This window comes from Kitasatospora sp. NPDC096140 (assembly GCF_040303045.1).
Lineage (GTDB): Bacteria > Actinomycetota > Actinomycetes > Streptomycetales > Streptomycetaceae > Kitasatospora.
The window spans coordinates 29,254-48,832 of record NZ_JBEOUW010000017.1; the positions used below are offsets into that span (position 1 = coordinate 29,254).

19 protein-coding genes are annotated in these 19,579 nt (G+C 75.9%); 11 read left to right on the plus strand and 8 right to left on the minus strand.

The window, feature by feature from the left end:
* Nucleotides 1-91 precede the first annotated feature (91 nt).
* Together ABT048_RS19350 and ABT048_RS19355 are read left to right on the plus strand one after the other, a co-directional pair.
* Nucleotides 92-493, plus strand: coding sequence for an AfsA-related hotdog domain-containing protein (locus tag ABT048_RS19350; protein WP_350522628.1), 402 nt, complete (start codon nucleotides 92-94; stop codon nucleotides 491-493).
* 385 nt (nucleotides 494-878) lie between these two features.
* Entirely contained in the window at nucleotides 879-1,412 is a 534-nt protein-coding gene (locus tag ABT048_RS19355; protein ID WP_350522629.1) for a DUF5959 family protein, read from the plus strand.
* A gap of 7 nt (nucleotides 1,413-1,419) precedes the next feature.
* Here the strand turns inward: ABT048_RS19355 and ABT048_RS19360 are convergent, their stop codons facing one another.
* Together ABT048_RS19360 and ABT048_RS19365 are read right to left on the minus strand one after the other, a co-directional pair.
* Nucleotides 1,420-2,868 carry an MFS transporter gene (locus tag ABT048_RS19360; RefSeq protein ID WP_350522739.1) on the minus strand — a complete coding sequence of 483 codons (1,449 nt, stop codon included), beginning with the start codon at nucleotides 2,866-2,868 and terminating at the stop codon, nucleotides 1,420-1,422.
* A 173-nt stretch (nucleotides 2,869-3,041) separates the two neighbouring features.
* The gene (locus tag ABT048_RS19365; RefSeq protein ID WP_350522630.1) at nucleotides 3,042-3,563 is read right to left on the minus strand and encodes a MarR family winged helix-turn-helix transcriptional regulator; all 522 of its coding nucleotides are present in this window, start codon (nucleotides 3,561-3,563) and stop codon (nucleotides 3,042-3,044) included.
* Between the two features lie 93 nt (nucleotides 3,564-3,656).
* On the opposite strand from ABT048_RS19365, the gene ABT048_RS19370 reads away from it, so the two are divergent.
* Nucleotides 3,657-4,325, plus strand: a complete 669-nt coding sequence (locus ABT048_RS19370; RefSeq protein ID WP_350522631.1) for a response regulator — start codon at nucleotides 3,657-3,659, stop codon at nucleotides 4,323-4,325.
* Nucleotides 4,326-4,600: 275 nt separating this feature from the next.
* On the opposite strand, the gene ABT048_RS19375 is transcribed toward ABT048_RS19370, so the two are convergent.
* From ABT048_RS19375 to ABT048_RS19385, 3 genes are all read right to left on the minus strand, one after another.
* Nucleotides 4,601-5,956, minus strand: a complete 1,356-nt coding sequence (locus tag ABT048_RS19375; RefSeq protein ID WP_350522632.1) for a sensor histidine kinase — start codon at nucleotides 5,954-5,956, stop codon at nucleotides 4,601-4,603.
* 133 nt (nucleotides 5,957-6,089) lie between these two features.
* Nucleotides 6,090-7,505, minus strand: coding sequence for an FtsX-like permease family protein (locus tag ABT048_RS19380; RefSeq protein ID WP_502894036.1), 1,416 nt, complete (start codon nucleotides 7,503-7,505; stop codon nucleotides 6,090-6,092).
* 14 nt (nucleotides 7,506-7,519) lie between these two features.
* The gene (locus tag ABT048_RS19385) at nucleotides 7,520-8,284 is read right to left on the minus strand and encodes an ABC transporter ATP-binding protein (protein WP_350522741.1); all 765 of its coding nucleotides are present in this window, start codon (nucleotides 8,282-8,284) and stop codon (nucleotides 7,520-7,522) included.
* A 297-nt stretch (nucleotides 8,285-8,581) separates the two neighbouring features.
* Between ABT048_RS19385 and ABT048_RS19390 the strand changes: the two genes are divergently transcribed.
* The 6 genes from ABT048_RS19390 (at nucleotide 8,582) to ABT048_RS19415 (ending at nucleotide 13,000) form a co-directional block, all read left to right on the plus strand.
* Nucleotides 8,582-9,148: a hypothetical protein gene (locus ABT048_RS19390; RefSeq protein WP_350522633.1), complete on the plus strand. Its 567-nt coding sequence runs from the start codon at nucleotides 8,582-8,584 to the stop codon at nucleotides 9,146-9,148.
* Nucleotides 9,145-9,945, plus strand: a complete 801-nt coding sequence (locus tag ABT048_RS19395) for a hypothetical protein (RefSeq protein ID WP_350522634.1) — start codon at nucleotides 9,145-9,147, stop codon at nucleotides 9,943-9,945. The genes ABT048_RS19390 and ABT048_RS19395 overlap by 4 nt, the downstream gene beginning before the upstream one ends.
* Nucleotides 9,946-9,982: 37 nt before the next feature.
* Nucleotides 9,983-10,933 (plus strand): ketopantoate reductase family protein, encoded by a 951-nt coding sequence (locus ABT048_RS19400; protein ID WP_350522635.1) that lies wholly within the window; start codon nucleotides 9,983-9,985, stop codon nucleotides 10,931-10,933.
* Nucleotides 10,934-11,002: 69 nt separating this feature from the next.
* Nucleotides 11,003-11,593, plus strand: a complete 591-nt coding sequence (locus tag ABT048_RS19405; RefSeq protein WP_350522636.1) for a DUF6817 domain-containing protein — start codon at nucleotides 11,003-11,005, stop codon at nucleotides 11,591-11,593.
* Between the two features lie 110 nt (nucleotides 11,594-11,703).
* On the plus strand, nucleotides 11,704-12,102 hold the full coding sequence (locus ABT048_RS19410) for a hypothetical protein (protein WP_350522637.1): 399 nt from the start codon (nucleotides 11,704-11,706) through the stop codon (nucleotides 12,100-12,102).
* Between the two features lie 238 nt (nucleotides 12,103-12,340).
* Nucleotides 12,341-13,000, plus strand: a complete 660-nt coding sequence (locus ABT048_RS19415) for a thiaminase II/PqqC family protein (protein ID WP_350522638.1) — start codon at nucleotides 12,341-12,343, stop codon at nucleotides 12,998-13,000.
* 126 nt (nucleotides 13,001-13,126) lie between these two features.
* Here the strand turns inward: ABT048_RS19415 and ABT048_RS19420 are convergent, their stop codons facing one another.
* Both ABT048_RS19420 and ABT048_RS19425 read right to left on the minus strand, forming a co-directional pair.
* Complete coding sequence (locus tag ABT048_RS19420; RefSeq protein WP_350522639.1) at nucleotides 13,127-13,648, minus strand: hypothetical protein; 522 nt, start codon at nucleotides 13,646-13,648, stop codon at nucleotides 13,127-13,129.
* A 221-nt stretch (nucleotides 13,649-13,869) separates the two neighbouring features.
* Complete coding sequence (locus tag ABT048_RS19425; RefSeq protein WP_350522640.1) at nucleotides 13,870-15,093, minus strand: ROK family transcriptional regulator; 1,224 nt, start codon at nucleotides 15,091-15,093, stop codon at nucleotides 13,870-13,872.
* Nucleotides 15,094-15,509: 416 nt separating this feature from the next.
* On the opposite strand from ABT048_RS19425, the gene ABT048_RS19430 reads away from it, so the two are divergent.
* Both ABT048_RS19430 and ABT048_RS19435 read left to right on the plus strand, forming a co-directional pair.
* The gene (locus tag ABT048_RS19430; protein ID WP_350522641.1) at nucleotides 15,510-17,255 is read left to right on the plus strand and encodes a SpoIIE family protein phosphatase; all 1,746 of its coding nucleotides are present in this window, start codon (nucleotides 15,510-15,512) and stop codon (nucleotides 17,253-17,255) included.
* Nucleotides 17,256-17,676: 421 nt separating this feature from the next.
* A complete protein-coding gene (locus tag ABT048_RS19435; protein ID WP_350522642.1) occupies nucleotides 17,677-18,597 on the plus strand; it encodes a DUF8832 domain-containing protein in 921 nt (306 codons plus the stop codon).
* Between the two features lie 55 nt (nucleotides 18,598-18,652).
* Here the strand turns inward: ABT048_RS19435 and ABT048_RS19440 are convergent, their stop codons facing one another.
* Nucleotides 18,653-19,411, minus strand: a complete 759-nt coding sequence (locus tag ABT048_RS19440) for a DUF1775 domain-containing protein (RefSeq protein ID WP_350522643.1) — start codon at nucleotides 19,409-19,411, stop codon at nucleotides 18,653-18,655.
* Nucleotides 19,412-19,579 lie beyond the last annotated feature (168 nt).

The window sequence follows — 19,579 nt, forward strand, 5'->3', positions numbered from 1 at the left end:
GCCCCCCCCCGGTTCCCCCCTTACCCCCCCCCCCCCGCCCGCCCCGGCCGGGGGGGGGGGGGGGGGCCGCGCCCCCGCCCCCCCGCTGCCGGTGCCCGGTACCACCGCCGAGCCGCTGCCGCCGGCCCGGGTCGGACGGCTCCGCCCCTGCGACGTCGTCCTCACCCCGGCCGGTGCGCCCGGTACCTGGCACCTCACCCCCGACTTCTGGCACCCGATCCTCTTCGACCACGCCAACGACCACATTCCCGGCATGGTCCTGCTGGAAGCGGCCCGCCAGGCGACCAACGCGCTGGCCAGCCCGGTCACCGTCACGCCGACCGCCGCGGCCACCACCTTCCACCGGTACGCCGAGCACGACGCGCCCACCCTCATCACCGCCCGGCACACCCCCGGCGAGGACCCGGACGCGCTCACCACGACCGTGACCGGCCACCAGCACGGCGAGCCGATCTTCACCACCGTCCTCACCGGACACCCGGACCACCGCTGAGTCGACGCCCACCGCCCACCGCCGCACCGAAGCGGGCAGCCGGTGCGGCGAGGGCAGCCGGTGCGGCCCCCACCGCCTGAACGCTCCCTCCCCGCGAACGTCCCGCACCGCCGCGACGGCCCGCCCGACCTCCCCGGTCCGGCGGGCCGACCCGCTCGGGGCAGCGCGCGTCGGCAGGGCCCGATCCCGGACGCGACGGAGGCTCGCGCGGACGGCCCCGGCCGGGCCGCAGGCCGACGGGGACGGGCCTCGGCGGGGACGGAGGCCGGCCGGCGAGCTGCGGCAGGGAACCCCGACCGGAACGCACCACCCCCGGGCTGGCACCGGAGCGAACACCTGCGCGAGGATGTCAGCCCTTGGATCCACTGCCACCGGGGAGCACGCAGTGAGTGAAGCCGCTTCGCACCAGCACGAGTTGATCAAACTGACGGACCGTCCGGACGACGCCGACGCCCGCGGCTGCGACGGGCGGACCGGCGGCCGCGACGTCCGGGTCCGGGTGCTCGGGCGGCACGCGCCGGGCTCCCTGCGCGGGCACGACTGGCTGGACTGCGAGATCACCGTCACGGCCGACACCGTGCGCGGACGCTTCACCACCGTGGTGACCGATCGCCACCTTCGGCGCTGGGAAACGGCGCTGGACCGGCTCCGCCAGGGGTTCGCGGTCCGCTGGCTGAACGAGGAGCACGGCCCGGAACTGCGGATCGAACCCGGGCGGCCGGGCGGGCTGTGGGTGACCGTCTCGGACACCGAGGACTCCGGCGTCACGCTCCGGGTCGCCCTCTCCCCCGCCCCCGGCTGGCTGGACGAGCAGCACGCCCTGCTCGAACTCGTCCGGAACGCCTATCCGACCGAGGTGATCGAGGCCGCTCCCGGCGTCCACGCGGAGTGGCGCGGGACGCCGGCCGTCGAGAGCTGAGTGGCCGTCAACCCGCGTTCCCGACGCTCTTCCCGGCTGTGGTCGCGGCGGGCTTGTCGGTTGTGGTCCCGGCGGGCTTGTCGGCGGGCTTCGCGAGGCGGCCGAGGGAGCGGTCGGGCAGGGTGAGGAGGAACAGCAGGGCCGCGGCACCGAGCATGAACAGCGCGAGGCCGTGCAGGCCTTCCGTGGTGGCACCGTGCGGGAAGACGGCGGCGTTCGCCGCGGAGGCGGCCATCGCACCGAGGTACATGAAGGTGCGCAGCAGCCCGGCCGCGGAGCCGATGGCGGCCGGGTCGGCCTGGTGGTACAGCGCGGTCTGGGTGCCGAGCCCGATCAGCCCCTGCGGGATGCCCGCCAGCACGCCGATCGCGATCAGCAGCCCGGCCGGGCTGTCCGCGTGCACCGACGACAGGGCGGCACAGGCGGCGATCTGGCACGCCGCGCCGACCAGGAGCTTGCCACGGACAGCCGGGCTGCGGCCGGTGAGGCCGGACACGGCGAGGGCCGTGAGCGAGAGCGGCAGCAGGACCAGTCCGGCGCCGGTGGCGGACAGGCCGCGACCCTCCTCCAGCCACTGGGTGTATCCGTAGAGGAAGGCGTAGCCGGCGGTGTAGCCGAGGAGTTGGCGCAGATAGGTGGCGATCAACGGCCGGTTGCCGGCGAGCGCCCGCAGGTCGATGAAGGGGGTGCGGGCCCGCGTCTCGCGGACGGCGAAGCCGGCGCCGGCGAGGAGGGCCAGCACGGGCAGGTACCAGAGCGCCGGGCTCGGCCTCATCAGGAACAGCATCAACGAGACCAGCAGGACGGCGAACAGCGCGATCCCGGTGCGGTCGAGGCGGTCAGGCTGACCGGTGTGGTCGGGCCGGTCGGGCCGGTCGGGCTGATCGGTACGGTCGGGCTGGTTCTGGGGGCCGCGGTGTGCGGCGGCGACGGGCAGCCGGGCCGCACCGAGCACCAGACACGCGAGCGAGAGCGGCACGTTGACGAGGAAGACCGTCCGCCAGCCGCCGACGCCGATCAGCAGGCCGCCGAGGGTCGGACCGATCACCGCGACGGTCTGGTTGGCGACGGCGAGCGCGGTCAGCACCCCGGTGGAGCCGGACCTCCCGGTCCGCTCGGCCTCGCTGCGGGTGAGGTGCATCGCGGCGGGGTAGGCCGCCGAGGTGCCCAGGCCGAGCAGTACCCGGGCGGCGATCAGCAGACCGAGGGACGGGGCGAGCGCGCCGAGCAGTCCGGCCGCGCCGACCAGCGCGGTCCCGGCGAGGTAGAGACGGCGCGGGCCGTGGGTGTCCACCAGCCGCCCGATCACCGGCTGACCGACGGCCGTGGCGAGGTAGAGGCCGGTGACCAGCCAGGCGGTCTCAGCGGGCGGGGCCCCGAAGGCTGCGCCGACCGGCACCAGGGCGACCGCGATCATCGAGGAGTTGATCGGGTTGAGCACCGAGCCGAGCACCATCGGCGCGATCAGCCGTCGGTCGAACGCGCCGTTCGGAGCGGGCGCCCGGCGACGGCCCACCCGAAGGCGGTCGGCCCGAAGGCGGTCGGACCGAAGACGGCCGGCCCAGCCGCTGGCCTCGCGACGGACCCCGCGACGAATCCCGGGGCGGGCCGCGCGGGTGGCCGGGCCGGTCATCGTCGGTTCAGCCGGTCGATCAGGGCCAGCGCGGCCAGGACGGTGGTGCGTTCGGCCTCGTCGTACTGCTCCTCCAGCGCCCGGGCCAGCCACTCCTCGCGCGCCTGTCGACTGTCCGCAATCCGGGCCAGACCGGCCTCGGTGAGGCTGACCAGCAGGCGCCGCCCGTCCTCGGGATCGGGCCGTCGCCCGATCAGGCCGTGCTGTTCGAGCGCAGCGAGGCTTGCGGCCATGGACTGCGGCCGGACCCGCTCGGCGGCGGCCAGCGCACTGGCGGAGGCCGGGCCGTCGTTGATCAGCCGGCTCAGCACGGCGGTCTGGGAGGGGGTGAGGTCGCCGGTTCCGTCGGCCTCCCGGAGGGTGCGGCGCAGTCGGCTGAACACGGCGCGCAGCTCCCGGGCAGCCAGGGCCGCGGAGTCGCCGGGGCCTGCGGAATCTTCGGGGTCGGCGGAGTCACCGGCGGCCACGGGGGCCTCGGGGGCCTCGGGAACAGGGCGGGTCTCTCGCTTCTCGGTCATGCTTCCACGGTAATTTCATCAGTCTGGACTGATGGTTTTCCTCTTGTCCGGCTACGGGGACGGCTCCGTCCGGCGGCCCGGAATAATGGCGGAATGACCGATGAACAGCTCCGCGTCGTCCTCGCCGAGGACTCGGTGATCCTCCGGGACGGGATGGTCGAACTGCTCACCGCGCGCGGCTGCGCGGTGGTCGCCACCGCCGGTACGGCGCCCGAGCTGGTCGCCGCCGTGACCGAGCACCGGCCCGACGTGGCCGTGGTGGACATCCGGATGCCGCCGACCCACACCGACGAAGGGATCCGGGCGGCCGTCGAGATCCGCGCCACCACGCCCGAGGTCGGGATCCTGGTCTTCAGCCAGCACGTCGAGACCGTCTGGGCGGCCCGGTTGCTGGCCGACGGCGCCGCCGGCATCGGCTACCTGCTCAAGGAACGGGTGGCCCGCACCTCCCAGTTCGTGGACGCGCTGCACCGGGTCGCCGCGGGCGGCACCGCGCTCGACCCGGAGATCGTCAACGGGCTGATCGGCGGCCGGCGGCGCAGCCCGGTGGACGCGCTCACCCCGCGCGAGCGGGAGGTACTGGAGCTGATGGCGCAGGGCCACTCCAACCGCTCGATCGCCGCGCAGCTCGTGGTGTCGGAGCGGGCGGTGGAGAAGCACGTGGCCGCCGTGTTCACCAAGTTCGACCTGCCGGCGACCGACACCGACAACCGACGGGTCAAGGCCGTACTCGCCTACCTCGCAGAGAGCGGAGCCTCGTGAAACCGGGCATGCGGGCTGCGCATGAGCGCGCCTCATGAGCCTGCCTCATGAGGCGCGCTCATGAGCCTGCCCCATGAGCAACGCTCATGGGCACTCATCATGAAGTCCTCGCATGCCCAGGGCCCATGAAGTCCTCTCATGGGAACGTCGGCCCATGCACGCAGCTCATGGCCGACCCCATGAGAGGAGCTCATGGCCCTCCCCATGAGCTCCTCTCATGCCCCCGCTCCCACCCCCCGATAGCTCCATCCGCTCCGACGGCCCATGAGAGTCCGTCACAACCTGCCGGGCAACTCGGCGCTGACCACGGTCGGCCCGCCCGGTGGGCTGTCCACCCGCAGCACACCGTCCACCGCGGCGAGCCGTTCGGCCAGGCCCGCGAGTCCGCTGCCCGTGCCGACCGCGGCACCGCCGCGGCCGTCGTCGCGCACGGTCAGCCGGACCCTCCCGTCGGCGGCGCTCGCGGTCAGTTCCGCCGATCGCGCGCCACTGTGCTTGGCCACGTTGGTCAGCAGTTCGGCCGCGCAGAAGTAGACGGCCCGTTCGATCACCTCGACCGGCCGTTCCCGCAGGTCCAGCCGGACCGTGACGGGCACCGGCGAGGTCGCGGTGAGTCCGGGCAGTGCCTCGGCCAGCCCGCCGTCCAGTGCCACGGGGTGGATGCCCCGGGTCAGTCGGCGCAGGCCCGTGATGGTGTCGTCGGTCTGCCCGCGGGCCCGGTCGACCAGGGTGCGCAGCCGTCCGAGGTCGGGCTCGGCCGGGTCGGCGAGGGCGTCGTCGGCCAGCGAGAGGGTGATGGCGAGCGCGACCAACTGCGCCTGGGTGCCGTCGTGCAGGTCGCGTTCCAGGCGCCGCAGCCGGTCGCTGTTCTCGGTCAGCAGGGTGGCCCGCGCGCTCTCCAGTTCGCGTACCCGCTGCTGCGAGCGCACCGGGCCGAGCAGCGTCCGGGCGAGCGCCCGGTTGGCCCGGCTCAGGGCCCGCAGCACGGCGGGTACGGCGGCCAGCAGTGCGAGGCCGACCGGGATCGCCAGCACGTCCGACCAGCCGACCGGTCTCGGACCGGGCTCCGCCAGCCGTACCCAGAGGGGGAAGCCGACCAGCCAGACGCCGCCGAGCGGCAGCCCGACCGCGGCCAGGAAGCCGAGCACTCCCACCGGCAGCCGTAGGAAGAGGTAGAGCAGCACCCGCCAGGCCACCGGGTCGGTCAGCACGATCCGGCCGCGGGCGATCAGCCCGGACGGGCGCGGCAGCGGCGGCGGGCCGGGCACCGTCTCGTCGAGCAGCCACTCGACCAGCCACCGGTGCATCCGGCCGATCCGTCGGGCCCCGAGCAGCGCGGCCGCCAGGAACGGCAGGCCCAGCACGGTGAGCGAGAGCAGCACCCCCGCGTAGAGGACGGCGACCGCGTAGACGCCGCCGAGCACCCCGAGCGGCAGCCCGAGGACGGCGAACGCCGCCTCGTCACCGCGCACCGCCAGGAACCGCCGCCGCTCCGCCACCGTCCGCGTCACCGCCGCCCACCGGGCTGCCGCCCACCGCGCCACCGCACCGCCGCCCACCGCACCGCCGTTCACCGCGCCACCGCCCACCGCACTGCCGTCCACCTCACTGCCGTCCGCCTCACCGCTCACCCGCCGACCGAGGCAAGCATCCACCAGGCCCCGCCGCACCGCCGCAACTACCGCATCCAGCGGCCTGCACCGGTCTCCTCAGGCCCCGCCGCCCCGCCCGCGCGCCCCCGCCCGCGCCCCCGCGCCCGTCACCTCACCCCCGCTCCCCGCCCGCCGACTCCACCGCCGATCCGCCGCTCGCCCACAGCCCCGTCCCCACGATCCCCGGCACCGTCAGGACCGCCGCGCCCAGCACCACCCAGGCGCACCCCGCGCCCGGCACCACCGGCACCACCGTTCCCCGGACCGCCCGGCTGAACGCCCCGGTGGCCGCGGCGGCCACCGCCGCGCCCAGCAGCACACCGACCGCCGTGGTCAGCAGTGCCTCCGCCGTGAGCATCCGCAGCAGTTGCCTCCGCGTCGCGCCCACCAGACGCAGCAGGGCGAACTCCCGGCGCCGGTCGGCGGTCAGCGCGACCAGGGTGTTGACCGTGGAGACCGCCGCGAAGCAGACCAGCAGGCCGAGTTCGGCCTGGCGCAGCCAGATGTCACTGGCCTTGGTGACGCTGGTCGCGGCGCCGGTCGCCCGGGCGACCCGCTCGGCGGTGCTGGTCATGATCAGCATCGTGCCGGAGAGCCCGACCAGCAGCGCGACCGGGACCACCGCCGAGGAAAGCCGGGCGGCGTAGCCGCGCAGGTTGGCGTCGGCGAGCCAGCCGGCCCGCGGGACGAGTGCCCGGACCGGGGCGCCGAGCACCGCGGCCGTCGCCCACGCCGCCGACGGACCCAGCAGGGCGACGGCGACCAGGAGCACCAGCGAACCGAGCAGCGAGGCCTGGCCCGCCTTGTCCAGCTCCCCGGCGGGCCTGGTCGCGGCCAGTCGCAGCAGCAGCACACCGCCCGCCAGCACGGCCGCCCCGGCGATCAGCCGCGGCACGCCGGTCCGCCGCGGCCCGCCCGTCTCCCCGGTCAGGGCGACGGCCGGTGCGGGCCGGGTGATCCGCCGGGCCGCGACGGCGGTGGCCGCCAGGCCGACCAGCAGCGCCACGCCGAGCGCGACCAGCACGGGCACCGGCGACCCGGATACGTGCAGACCGGGAGCGGCCATCCCGCGCCGCTGCAGGGCGGAGAGGAAGAACCGGGCGGCGAGGAGGCCCGCCGCGCAGGCGGGGGCGGCGGCCAGCAGGACGGTCGCCAGGACCTGGGCGCGGACCACCCGCCGCACCTGCCAGGGCGTCGCGGCGACGGTGCGCAGCAGGGCGAGGTCGCGGTGCTGCTGACGGACGGTGAAGCCCAGCGCGTTGACCACGACGAACAGCGCGACCAGGACGGCGATCTCACCGAAGGCCGCGGCGATCACCATCACGCCCGGCCCGCTCACCGGTGTCCGTGCCACCGCCTCGGGAGCCGTCGCCTGCGCGGCGACCAGCGAGCCGAAGAGCGTCACCGTCGCCATCGCGAGGAACAGCGCCGCCCCCAGGCCGGCGAAGGCCGCGGGCCGCCGCCGGATCTGCCCGACGGACAGGGCCAGCACGGGGCTGCTCGTCCATGCCGTGCTCATCGTGCTCATCGTGCCCATCGTGCTCACCCGCCCAACCGGCTGAGCCGCTCGCCGACCTGCGCGGCGGTCGGCCGGAGCAGCTCGTCCACCAACAGCCCGTCCGCGAGCAGCAGCACCCGGTCCGCGTAACCCGCGGCCACCGGGTCGTGGGTGACCATCACACAGGTCTGCCCGTCCACGTCGACGCCCGTGCGCAGCAGGTCGAGGATGTCGTGCCCGGTCGCCCGGTCGAGCGCGCCCGTCGGCTCGTCGGCGAAGAGCACCTGCGGCCGGGCGACCAGCGCCCGGGCGATCGCCACCCGCTGCTGCTGGCCGCCCGACAGCTGTCCGGGCCGGTGCCGCTCGCGTCCGGCCAGTCCGACCCGGGCCAGTGCCTCCCGCACCCGGTCCCGCTCCGGCGGCCGACCGGCCAGCCGCCCGGGCAGTTCGACGTTCTGGGCGACGGTCATCGCGGGCATCAGGTTGAAGGCCTGGAAGACGAAGGCCATCCGGGTGCGGCGCAGTTCCGCCAGCCGTCGCTCGGGCAGCCCGGACACCTCGGTGTCGCCCCACCGGACGGTGCCCCGGGTCGGCCGGTCCATCCCGGCCAGGCAGTGCAGCAGGGTCGTCTTGCCCGAGCCCGAGGGCCCCATCACCGCGGTGAACGTCCCCGGCTCGAAGGCCACGGACACCCCGCCCAGTGCCCGTACCGCCGCCGTGCCGCGCCCGTACGCGCGGTACAGGCTGTCCCCGCTCAGTGCTGTGCCCGTCGTCCTGCCGTGCGCCGCCTGGGCGGCGGCTGTCGTCATCCCGTTCATGCCCTCCATCCTGGGCACCGGGGGCCGGGTGATCGATCGAGCTGGCCCCCGAATCCGGGGTTCGGATAACCGAACCCCGCAGGCAGGGGGTCGAAGACGGGCGCTACGTGCTTGCGGGCCGGTTCCGGCACTGCCAGGCCCAGAGGGCGGCGGCCCGGTGGGCGGGCCGGTACACCGCCGGGGCACTGCCGCGCACCCGGCGCACCCTGGCCCCGGCCGGAGCGGAACGGACTCGCCGATTTCCGCCCCGCGCTCCCCGCCGCGCGCCCCACGAGGAATCATGAGCGGGTGACCATCGACCTGCTGCCCGGCCACGGCGTCCGATTGCCGGAGCCGCTGCCCGAGTTGCCCTTCGGCCTGACCGAGACGGCGGTGCGGGCGCTGCTGGCCCCGCACGACGGGCTGCTGCCCGACGGTGTGCGGAACACCTTCGTCTGCGGCACCCGTTGGGCGCTGGCCTTCCAACTGCCCGGGGTGAGCGTCACCCTCTGTTCGGACGACGACAACCGGCTCCGCAGTGTCACGGTCAACCGGAACCCGGGCGACGACCGGCCCGCCTGCCCGGTCGGCTACCTCGGGATCGACCTCCTCGGCTGGCCGGCGCACGAGCTGGTCGAGGCGCTGCGCGCCGAGGGCCTGCCGGTGCCCGATCCGACCCGCGGCACTCTCCGCCACGGGCCGCTCCACCTGTGCCGTCACCCCGCCCCGCGCCGGCCGTCCGCCCCGGGCCGCAAGCCGCGCCACGAGGAGCCGTTCGCCTTCGACTGCGTCTCCTTCCACGTCGACACATGGGCCACGCGAACCGAAGCCGCCGAAACCGCTGCACCCGCTGAACCCGCCGAGAACACCGGATGACGCCCCTGACGACCCCGCCCCCGACCCCGACCCTGCCGCAGCCGACCGGCACGGCCACCGGTCCGCACGACGCCGCCTTCCTCCCCCGTCTGCAGTTCGCCCTGCGGAGGGCCGAGCGGCCGATCACCGCTCCCGTCCCCAAGCTCGGCGGCGACCCCTGCTGGCCGGCCGAGCCCGCCTGGCCGCTCTCCCCCCGCACCGGTGAACCGCTGGTGTTCGTCGGCCAGTTCGCCGTCCCCGGCGAGGACCGCCGGCTCGCCTTCCTCTTCCTCGCGGCGGACGGTGGCCTGGACGGCCCCATGGGCGGACTCGACCCGGAGTCGGGCGACGCCGTGCTGCTCGTCCAGCCGGGCGGCCGGATCCCGCCCTTCGCCGTCATCGGCCCACCCGGCACCCGCGGCCGTACGCTGTGGCGCCTCGACCCCGACGGGGACGGGGGCGGAGACGGGGACGGCAACGGCAACAGGACCCCGGTCGAGTTCCACCTCGACCTGGTGCCGCTGCCGGGCGACCTCGACCGGTCGATGGACGAACGGGCTGCCTTCCAACGGCACTTGCGCGGCGAGGGCCCCGAGGTCCGGTTCCCGGACGGCGGCCACGCGCACGACCACGTCGGCGGCCTCCCGTCCTTCCCGAGCGGCCGGGCCGGGGTCCCCGCGCCGTGGCGGTACTTCTTCGCCCTCTCGGACGCCCCGTACCCGGACGATCCCTACTTCCTCGACTTCGGCCACGGCGACGGCTTCGGCTTCCTCAGCCCGGACGGCCTGGAGGGCCGCTTCCACTGGGACATCCCGTGACCGCCCCCCGACCCTCCTCTCAGCCCCGGGAGTCAGCATGACCACCACCCCCCTGACCGTCGCGGTCCTCGGACCGGGCGGCGTCGGCGGACTGATCGGCGGACTGCTCGCCCGCGACGGGCACCGCGTCGTCTGCCTGGCGGGCGAGCGGACCGCCGCCGTCCTCGCCCGGGACGGACTGCGCGTCCGCAGCGGGCAGTTCGGCACGTTCACCGCCGACGTGGAGGCCGCCACCGAGCTGTCCGAGCCGGTCGACGCCGTCCTCGTGACCGTCAAGGAGACGGCCCTGGCGGCTTCGCTCGACCGGCTGCCGGCGGACGTGCTCGGCGCCGCGCTCGTGGTGCCGCTGCTCAACGGCCTGGACCACATGGCGGTGCTGCGCGAACGCTACCCCGCCGCCGGGGTCGTGGCCGGCACGATCCGGGTCGAGACCACCCGCACCGCGCCCGGGCGGATCGAGCACACCAGCCCGTTCGCCGCGATCGAACTCGCCGCACCCTCCGGACCCACCGGCCCCGCGACGTCCACCGCCCCCGCGACTTCCGACGAACTCCGCCGACCCGTCGAGGAGTTCGCCGAGCAGCTCCGGCACGCCGGCCTGACCGTGACGCTGCGCGAGGACGAGACGGCGATGCTGTGGAGCAAGCTCTCCTTCCTCGCCCCGCTGGCGCTGCTCACCACCCGCCACACGAGTGACGTCGGCACCGTGCGCACCGAGCACCGGCCCGAACTCCTCGCCGCGCTGGACGAGATCACCGCCGTCGCCCGGGCGGTCGGCGCCCCGGCCGACGCGCAGGCCCTGCTCGCGGTGATCGACCGCGCCCCCGGGGCGATGAGGTCCTCGATGCAGCGGGACGCGGAGGCCGGCCGCCCGACCGAGCTCGACGCGACCGGCGGCGCCGTCCTGCGGGCCGCCGCCGCACACGGGATCGCCGTCCCGACGCTCGCCCGCCTGGTCGCCGAGCTGTCGGAGCCCGCCGAACGGTGACGGGCCCGCGCCGGGCGTCTCCTGCGGCAGCAGCGGGCGCAACGGACGGGAGCGGGTAGGAGTCGCGGCATGACGCCTTCCGAGCCCGGCAGCGCTCCCGCGTGGGACCGCATCGAAGCCTTCCTCCTCGCCCACGACGCCGACCGGATCCCCCACCCCGGCGGCACACTGCTGGCGCATCTCCACCGTGTGGCCGACCTGTTGGCGGACTGGGGCTGCGACCCGGCCGTCCGGGCCGCCGGCCTCTGCCACGCCGCGTACGGGACCGACGGGTTCGACCACGCCCTGCTGGGGCTCGACCGGCGCGGCACCCTGGCCGACCTCGTCGGCCCCCGCGCCGAGGCGCTCGTCCACCTCTACGCGAGCTGCGACCGGGCGGCGGTCTACCCGCGGCTGGGCGTCGACGAACCGGTGGTGTTCCGCGACCGGTTCACCGGGGCCGACCACACGCCGCCGGAAGCGGACCTGCGTGCCTTCCTCGCCCTCACCGTCGCCAATGAACTCGACGTCCTCGCGCACAACGCGGACCTGGCCGCCCGTTACGGACCGGGCCTGTACGAACTCTTCGCCCGCGCCCGCGCCCTGCTGCCGTCCGCCGCCTGGCGGGCCTGCGGCGATCTCCTCGGACGGCACACCACCGCTCCTGAGGAGCGGAATTGACGTTTCGTCATAACCGATTCCCAGGCCCGAGGTTTTGCCAACCGTTCATCCGTCCCGCCGGAACCACCGTACGGCACAACGGCGTTGTCCATGCCGGGAGGGATAGTGACATGACAAGGAAGCCGTACCGTCCGGCCGCCGCCGCTCTCGCGGTGCTCATCGCGGCCCCGTTGTTCACCGCGTGCAACAGCGCCGACCAGGCCATCGACTGCGGGAAGCGCGCGGTCAGCCTCGCCGGCGACGTCCAGGACCTCACGGACGCGGCGTCCAACGTCGGCCAGATCGCCGACGACGAGCGCCGCCGGCACACTGTCGACGCACTGAAGAAGGTCGTCGACGATGCCAAGAAGATCCGCCACGACGGCGGGGACAAGCTCGATGCCGCCGCCGACAAGCTCTCCAAGGCCGTCTCCGATGCCATCGACAAGGTCAACGACAACAAGCAGCCCGACTTCGGCGCGATCACCAGCGCCGCCGCCGACGTGACCAAGGCCTGCGCCGGGGCCTGACCACCCCGATCGTCCTGACCCCCTGACCGTCCGAGTGCACCGCGCGCCCCACCGGTACGATCCACCGCTCCCGGCCCGGCCCGCTCCGGGCCGGGAGCACCCGGCGACCCCTGCCGCCCCGCGCGACCCCGGCCGCCCCCGGCGACCCCGGTCCGGCCGCGCCCGGCCTGTCGCCGCCCTCCGGACGCCGCCAGGCGGTAGGAATGGCACCGGACCGAACCGCACCCCGGAGGCACCGGTGAACCACCCGATCCTCGACCGGATCCAGGACCTGCGCGCCGAGTTGGCGCCCGGCGACGCCGCCCCCGCGCTGGTCACGGCGCTGGCCGCCGGCACCGCCACCCGCTCGGCACTCGCCGAACTCGCCGCCCAGCAGCACCGGATCATCCGCTCCGACCGCCGCAGCCTGCTCATGCTCGCCACCCGCTGCGCGGACCGCCCGCTCGGCGCCTGGTTCGCCACCCTGGCCGAGGGCGAGAGCGCCGCCCTGCGCACGCTGCCCGCACTCGCCGCCGCCAGCGGCCTCGACCTCGCCGCACCGGAGGCCCGAGCACCGCTGCCCGGCTGCCAGGCCTACCCCGCCTACCTCGCCTGGCTCGCCCTGAACGGTCGGCCCGAGGCCGCGGCCGCCGCCCTGGTCGCCAACTTCGCAGCCTGGGGCGGCTACTGCGCCACCATCGGGAAGGCGCTGCGCAACCACTACGGCTTCGACGACGAGGCCTGCGCCTTCTTCGACTTCTTCGCCCGACCCGCCACCGAACTGGAGCAGCAGGCCGCCGACGCGCTCGGCGCGAACGGGCTCGACGCACCGGCCCTGGCCGACGCGCGCGAGTACGGGCTGCTGCTCCAGTCCTACGAGCACCTGTTCTGGGACACCCTGGGCGTGCTCGACCTCTGACCGCCGGACGCCGGACCCCGCACGACCCGGACCGACGCACGACCCGGACCGGACGTACCACCGGGACCGGGTCGTACCACTCGGACCGAACGTAGGCCCAACCACGCCTCGGGCGGCCCGTCCGCGTCAGGCCTGCCAGTGCGGCTTGCCGCTGACCATCCGGCAGTAGATCTCCCGGCCGCTCGCGTCGTGGGTGCTCTTCCCCAGGTCGGCGTTGCGGCAGAACTGCCCGGCCTCGTAGCAGTTGCCGGCGGCTGAGCGGATCTCGCACCCGCCGCCGGCGGCCGCCGCGGTGTGCTCCGGCTGCGGGTCGGCCGGCGGCTGAACGGTGGTCACCTTCGGCTGTGGAGCCTTGGGCGCCGCGGGCTGCGAGGCGGCCACGGGCGGCGCCGGGGGCGTGGCGGCCGGTGCGGTGGGCTGCTCCGACGGCGTGGTGGCCGGAGCCGGGGCCGGCGCCGCGGGGGTCGTCGGCGGCGCGACCGGCGCGGGAGTGGTCGGGGCGGCGGCGACGCTCGGCGTGGCGGAGGCCGTCGACGTGGCGTCGGCGGCCGACGGGTCGCAACCGGTCAGCGCCAGGCCGACGGTGAGGACGAGTCCGGCGAATCCGGCCAGACCGGCCCGGCGGCGCCCGGGTATGCGTGAAGGCATGGGAGGAGAACGCTCCGTTCCGTTTGGATGAGTCGTGCGATTCAAGCAGGGCTCCCACACGCCCCGCGCACCGTTTCCCCACTCGTTTGCAGATCGAGATCTGGCGACCACCGAGCGTGTCCGCCCTCCCGGTCGCCGTCACGCTGCGCGTCCCGGCCCCCGCACCCTCCGCGGCCACCCCGACCCCGCGCCCTCCGCGGCCACCCTGACCCGCCCGACGGTCAGCGCAGCCCTGCGGTCCGACGCTCGAACACCTCCGGGCGGGCGGACTCCAGTGCCGTGGAGACCGCACCGAGGAGCACCGCCTCCTCCCCCAGCAGGCTCGGCGCGAGCGTCGGACGCATCGGCGCGAGCCGGTGCAGGGCCCGCTCCAGCGGCTCCAGCAGCAGGTCCGCGCTGCTGCCGATCCCGCCCCCGAGCACCACCAGGTCCGGATCCAGGACGGCCGACAGCACGGCCACCGCGTAGGCGAGTTGCTCCGCCTGCCGCTCCACCGCCCGCAGCGCCGGGGCCTCCCCGGCCCGGGCCCGCTCGAACACCTGCTTCGCCGTCAACTGCCCGGCGGCGCCCGCCCCGACCAGCCCGAACTCCCGGGCACTGCGCACCACCGCGTCCGCGGCGGCCTCCTCCTCGATGGTCCCGGTCGGCTCGCCGCCCCGGGCGGGCAGCGGCACCAGGCCGATCTCGCCCAGCCCGCCGTGCGCGCCGACCAGCAGCTCGCCGTCCTTCACCACGCCCAGTCCGAGCCCGGTGCCGACCAGCAGGTAGGCGAACATCCGGCTGCCCCGGCCGGCCCCCAGCGTGTACTCGCCGAGCGCGGCCAGGTTGGCGTCGTTGGCCACCGACACGGCCGTGCCCAGCCCCTCCGCGATCCGGTCGAACAACCCCGGTCGGCCCCAGCCGGGCAGGTGGGAGGCGTAACGCACCCCGCGCCGCCCCTCGTCCCAGACGCCCGGGGTACCGATCACCGCGTGCACGATGTCGTCGGTCGCCAGGCCCGCGTCGGTGATCGCCCCGTGCGCGGCGGCCACCACGGCGTCCGCGACGGCGTCCGCCGAGCTGCCCTCGTTGGCCACGTCCCGGCGGGCGACGACCGACCCGGCGAGGTCGGCGACCGCCACCCGCAGCCGGGCCCGGCCGATGTCCACGCCGAGCACGTGCCCGGCCGTCGGGTCGACCTCGTACAGCACGGCGGTGCGGCCCCGCTCGGGGGCCAGCCGACCGGCCTCGCGGACCAGCCCGGCCTGTTCGAGGGCGGCCAGTGCGGCGGAGACGGTCGGCTTGGACAGGCCGGTGTCCCGGGCCAGCTGGGCGCGCGAGGAGCCGCCGCCGGTGCGCAGCAGCTCCAGCAGCAGCCACTCGTTGTTGCTGCGCAGCCGCTGCCGGTTCCAGGGCACCGCGGGAGCCCCTGCCGCCGGGCGACGGGTCGGCTGGTGGGGGCTCATCGTTCTTCCTCCGGTCTGGTGCTCACGGACGTCTCCGCACGGGTCTCGCGCGGGGTCCGGCGCTGGTCTGCGGGGGTCCGGCCGGGCCTGCGGGGGTCCGGCCCGCCCGCGGGCGCACAGCCGGCCCCCGAGGGTGTTCCGGCCCCGCCCGTGGGTGTTCCGGCCCGGCCCGCGGCGCCCGGGTCGGGCCCCGCCGCCCAAGTATGACCGGTGATCATCCGGCGTTCGCCCGCCCGACCCTGGCCGGTCCGCGGCAGGTCCCGCGCGCGGCCGCCCACCGCCTCCCGGGGCCCGCTCCGCACGCACGGCACCGCTCTGCACCGCTCTGCACCGGGCCCGGGACAACAGCGTCTCCGCCCGGTCAAGGTTTCCTCCAGTTGTGGGCGTGCCGCGCCCCGGCGCGTGATCATGGGCGTATGCACTTCCGGCACGGAAACCGAGCAGAGGGTTCCCCGTCCGCGACACCGGGGCCCCGGTCCCTGGCGGCGACGGCGGCGGCCCTCGCGGCGAGGCTCGGCGCGATCACCGGCAGTGACCACGGAGGTGACGACCCCGACCTGCTCCGGGCGGTCCTCGGCGCCGCCCCGGTCGGCGTCGCCGTGCTCGACGAGCGGTTGCGCTGGGTGTACCTCAACCCCGCCTTCACCACCGCCACCGGCCTGCGCCGCGCCGATCTGCTCGGCCGCACCGCCGAGGCCACCGCCTTCGCCCCGGCCACCACCACCCTGCGCCGCGTCCTCGACGACGGGCTCGACCGCGAACACGGCACCGGCGGCCCGGACGGCGTGGGCCACCCCGTCCCGCCCGGCCTCCGGGTGCGCTACCGGCCGCTGCGCCACGCCGGACGGACCACCGGTGTGATCGTCGTCGTCCTGGACGACCCCGACCCGGCCCGCGAACGGCTCCGCGAGCTCGAACAGGCCCGCGCCCGCCTCGCGCTCCTCGACGACGCCGCCGAGCGGATCGGCACCACCCTCGACGTCGGAACGACCTGCGCCGAACTCGCCGCCTTCGCCGTGCCCGGCCTCGCCGACCTCGCCGTCGTCGACGTCCTGCCGCCCGAGGCCGAACCCTTCCGGGCCGGCCACGGCACGCCCCAGCGGCTGCACCGCGCCGCCGTACGGTCCGTGCCGGCCCTGACCGCCGCCCTCGCCGACCTGGCCCGTCCCGGCGAATCGATCCGCCACCGGGAGGGCTCGGCCGCCGCCCGCAGCCTCGGCGGCGGCATCGCCGTACTCACCGAGCCCGGCCCCGAGGACGCCTGCCCCGCCGGGACGGCCTCGCTGCTGGTCCTGCCGCTGGCAGCCCGCGGCGGCCAGGTCGGGCTGCTCACCCTCGGGCGCACCGCCGCCACGCCGCCCTTCACCTCCGACGAGGCCGCGCTGCTCGGCGACCTCGCCGCGCGGGCCGCCACCGGCATCGACAACGCCCGCCGCTACACCCGTTCCCAGGGCATCGCCCTCGAACTGCAGCGGGCCCTGCTCAGCGAACCCGGCAACCCGCACCAGAACCTCGCCCTCGCCTCCCGCTACCTGCCCTCCGGCACCACCTCGGTGGTCGGCGGCGACTGGTACGAGACGGTCCGGCTGCCGTTCGGCCGCACCCTGCTCGCGATGGGCGACGTCATGGGGCACGGCGTCGAGGCCGCCGTCGACATGAGCCACTACCGCTCCGCCCTGCGGGACATCGCCGGGATGGACCTCCCCCCGCACCGGATCCTGCGCCAGCTCGACACCGTCATCTCCGCCGACGACTCCGCCCGCCCCGCGACCTGCCTGCTCGCCCTCGCCGACCCGGGCCGCGGCCGCTGGACCCTCTCCAGCGCGGGCCACCTGCCGCCCGCCCTGATCTCCCCGGGCCAGCCCACCGAACTGCTGCACCTGCCCAGCGGCCCGCCGCTGGGCACCGGCCTCGGCGGCTACGAACAGACCACCCACCCGCTCACCCCGGGCGAGACGCTGCTGCTCTACACCGACGGCCTGGTCGAACGGCGCGGCGAGGACATCGACGTCTCACTGGACCGCCTCGCCGCCCTGCGCCTGCCCGCCACCGGCGACCTCGACGACCTCCTCGACGCCGTCCTGCACGCCCTCGTCCCGCCGCCGGCCCCCGCCGCCGAGGACGACATCGCCATCCTGGCCGCCCGGGCCAAGCCGCGCTGACCGGTCCGCACCGGCGCCCCCGCCGTCCCAGGCCTGGACCACGGTCCCGGTGACTCCGTCGGGCGGGGTGAAGGAGTACGTGCCGGGCACGTCGGCACCGGCGCGAGGCAGCTCCGGCGCGAACCGGCGACCCGGGAACACTGTGTTCGGAGAGTGGCCATGGCGCGACGTTCCACTGCGGTGCGTACACGTGCAATCCGGAGCTCTCCGCCCGAACCGGCGCTGGTGCCGGGCCCGTCACCACTGCCCGCCGGCCGCCGGGCGCCTCCCGGACGCGGCGGCGACCGATGCCGCCGGTCCCGTGCACCGCGACTTTCGGTTATCAGGCCGTACGCCGGCGGTCTCCAGTAACAGCGGGGCCGAACGCCGTCGGCCCGCACGGCGTCGCCCCCGGCGCGCCCGCAACGGGAAAGACCTGCCGATGACCGCTTCTCCCACTCGCCGTCCGTTCCAGCGGCGCTGGCTGCTCGCCTCCTGCGTGCCGGTGCTGCTCGTGCTCGGGATGGCCGCGTCCGTTCCGGCCGCCCCGTCCGCTCCCGCGCCGCACGCCGGCATGCCCGGCATGTCGGACGGCATGCCCGGGATGCCCGGCATGGCCGGCGCGCCGGGAGCGGCGGACGCGTCCGGGAGCACCGGGCGCGGCCTCGCCGCCGAGCAGGGCGGCTACCGGCTGGACACCGCGGCCACCGAGCTGCCCGCCGGGCGTCCGACGCCCTTCCGCTTCACCGTCACCGGCCCGGGCGGCTCACCCGTCACCGACTTCGCGGTCCACCAGACCAAGAAGCTGCACTTCTACGCGATCCGCGCCGACCTCACCGGCTTCCAGCACCTGCACCCGGACATGGCCGACGACGGCACCTGGACCGCCGACCTCTCCGCCCTCGCGCCCGGCACCTGGCGGCTGTACGCCGACTTCGTGCCGGACACCGGCCCCCACGCCCCCGAACTCGTCCTCAGCCGCACCGTGACGGTGCGCGGCGAGTACGCCCCGGTGCCCCTGCCGGCCCCGACCGGCACGGTCGAGGTGGACGGCTACACCGTCACTCTCCGCGCCCAGGCGGCGGCCGGCGCACACACGTTGGTCGCGAGCATCGGCCAGGACGGCCGGCCGGTCACCGACCTCCAGCCCTACCTGGACAGCTACGCCCACCTCAGCGCCTTCCACGAGGGGGACCAGGCACTCGCCCACCTCCATCCGGCGGACGCCGTGGCCGGCGACCACGGGGGCCCGACCCTGACCTTCCAGGCCCTCCTCGCGGAACCCGGCGACTGGCGGGTCTTCCTGCAGTTCCAGACCGCCGGGCGGCTCCACACCGCCGAACTCACCCTGCACGTCGACTGACGCCGCGGGCCCGGCCCCCGCCCCTCGGGCCGGACGCCCCGGTTGCGACGGACCGTCAGCTGCCGGCGGCGGCCCGCCTGCGGCGCCACAGCCACGCACCGCCCGCGGCGAGCGCGACGACCACGGCGGCACCGACGGCGAGGCCGGCCGAGGAGGAACCGCCCCCGCCCGACGCGGTCGAGGCCGTTCCGGGCGAGGCCGTCACGCCCGGGGCGCCGGACGGAGCGGGCGCGGCGGCGGCCGAGGTGGCAGCAGCCGAGGTGGCGGAGGTGGCGGAGGCGCCGGCCGAGGAGGGCACCGCGGACGGCGTGCCGATCGGGGTCGCTCCGGGCGCGGCGGCGGCGAGCTTGAGGGTCGGCGCGGGGTGCTGGGGCTCGGTGCCGCCCTCGGGCAGCTCGATCCAGCGGTCGATGTGGCCGTCGCCGTACGTCTCCAGGGTCTTGAAGACCAGCTGCCGGGCGTCGGGCAGCTGCTTGACGGTGATCCGGTAGACGGCGTCCTTGCCCTGCGGGAGCGCGGGGCCGCCGACCGTGTAGCCGTCGGCGGTGGCGGCGAGCGTCCAGCCCTGGGGGGCGTCGGCGAGCGTGACGTCGGCGGGGGCGATGCCCTCGGGCAGGACGACCCGGAACTCGGCGAGGCCGGCGGTGCTCGACTCGGCCTCGGCGGTGAAGGTGACGGTGGCGTTGACGGCCAGCGCCCGGGCGGTCTCGGAGGCGACCTCCACGTGTGCGAAGGCCGGCGCCGCGAGGGCGAGGGATCCGGCCACGACGGCCGTGACGGTGGCGGCACGGCCGGGCAGGCGGGAGTCGTTCACGGGTCTTCGCTCCGGGGGGGGAGCCGGCGTCGGGCCGGGGCCGGCCCGGCCGATCGGGCCCGGCGGCGTCCATCATGCACGACGGATCCGCGATCCCGGCCCACCCCGGAGGGCCCCGGCCGGGCCGGAGCCGGCGCCCGGCCCACCGCGACGACCGCTCACCCGCCC

Coding starts and splice junctions, on each gene's coding strand:
- ABT048_RS19360 (WP_350522739.1), bottom strand. CDS start 2,868: ATGGTGCTCGGCTCGGTGCTCAACCCGATCAACTCCTCGATGATCGCG.
- ABT048_RS19365 (WP_350522630.1), bottom strand. CDS start 3,563: ATGACCGAGAAGCGAGAGACCCGCCCTGTTCCCGAGGCCCCCGAGGCC.
- ABT048_RS19370 (WP_350522631.1), top strand. CDS start 3,657: ATGACCGATGAACAGCTCCGCGTCGTCCTCGCCGAGGACTCGGTGATC.
- ABT048_RS19380 (WP_502894036.1), bottom strand. CDS start 7,505: ATGAGCACGATGAGCACGGCATGGACGAGCAGCCCCGTGCTGGCCCTG.
- ABT048_RS19385 (WP_350522741.1), bottom strand. CDS start 8,284: ATGACGACAGCCGCCGCCCAGGCGGCGCACGGCAGGACGACGGGCACA.
- ABT048_RS19395 (WP_350522634.1), top strand. CDS start 9,145: ATGACGCCCCTGACGACCCCGCCCCCGACCCCGACCCTGCCGCAGCCG.
- ABT048_RS19400 (WP_350522635.1), top strand. CDS start 9,983: ATGACCACCACCCCCCTGACCGTCGCGGTCCTCGGACCGGGCGGCGTC.
- ABT048_RS19405 (WP_350522636.1), top strand. CDS start 11,003: ATGACGCCTTCCGAGCCCGGCAGCGCTCCCGCGTGGGACCGCATCGAA.
- ABT048_RS19410 (WP_350522637.1), top strand. CDS start 11,704: ATGACAAGGAAGCCGTACCGTCCGGCCGCCGCCGCTCTCGCGGTGCTC.
- ABT048_RS19420 (WP_350522639.1), bottom strand. CDS start 13,648: ATGCCTTCACGCATACCCGGGCGCCGCCGGGCCGGTCTGGCCGGATTC.
- ABT048_RS19425 (WP_350522640.1), bottom strand. CDS start 15,093: ATGAGCCCCCACCAGCCGACCCGTCGCCCGGCGGCAGGGGCTCCCGCG.
- ABT048_RS19430 (WP_350522641.1), top strand. CDS start 15,510: ATGCACTTCCGGCACGGAAACCGAGCAGAGGGTTCCCCGTCCGCGACA.
- ABT048_RS19435 (WP_350522642.1), top strand. CDS start 17,677: ATGACCGCTTCTCCCACTCGCCGTCCGTTCCAGCGGCGCTGGCTGCTC.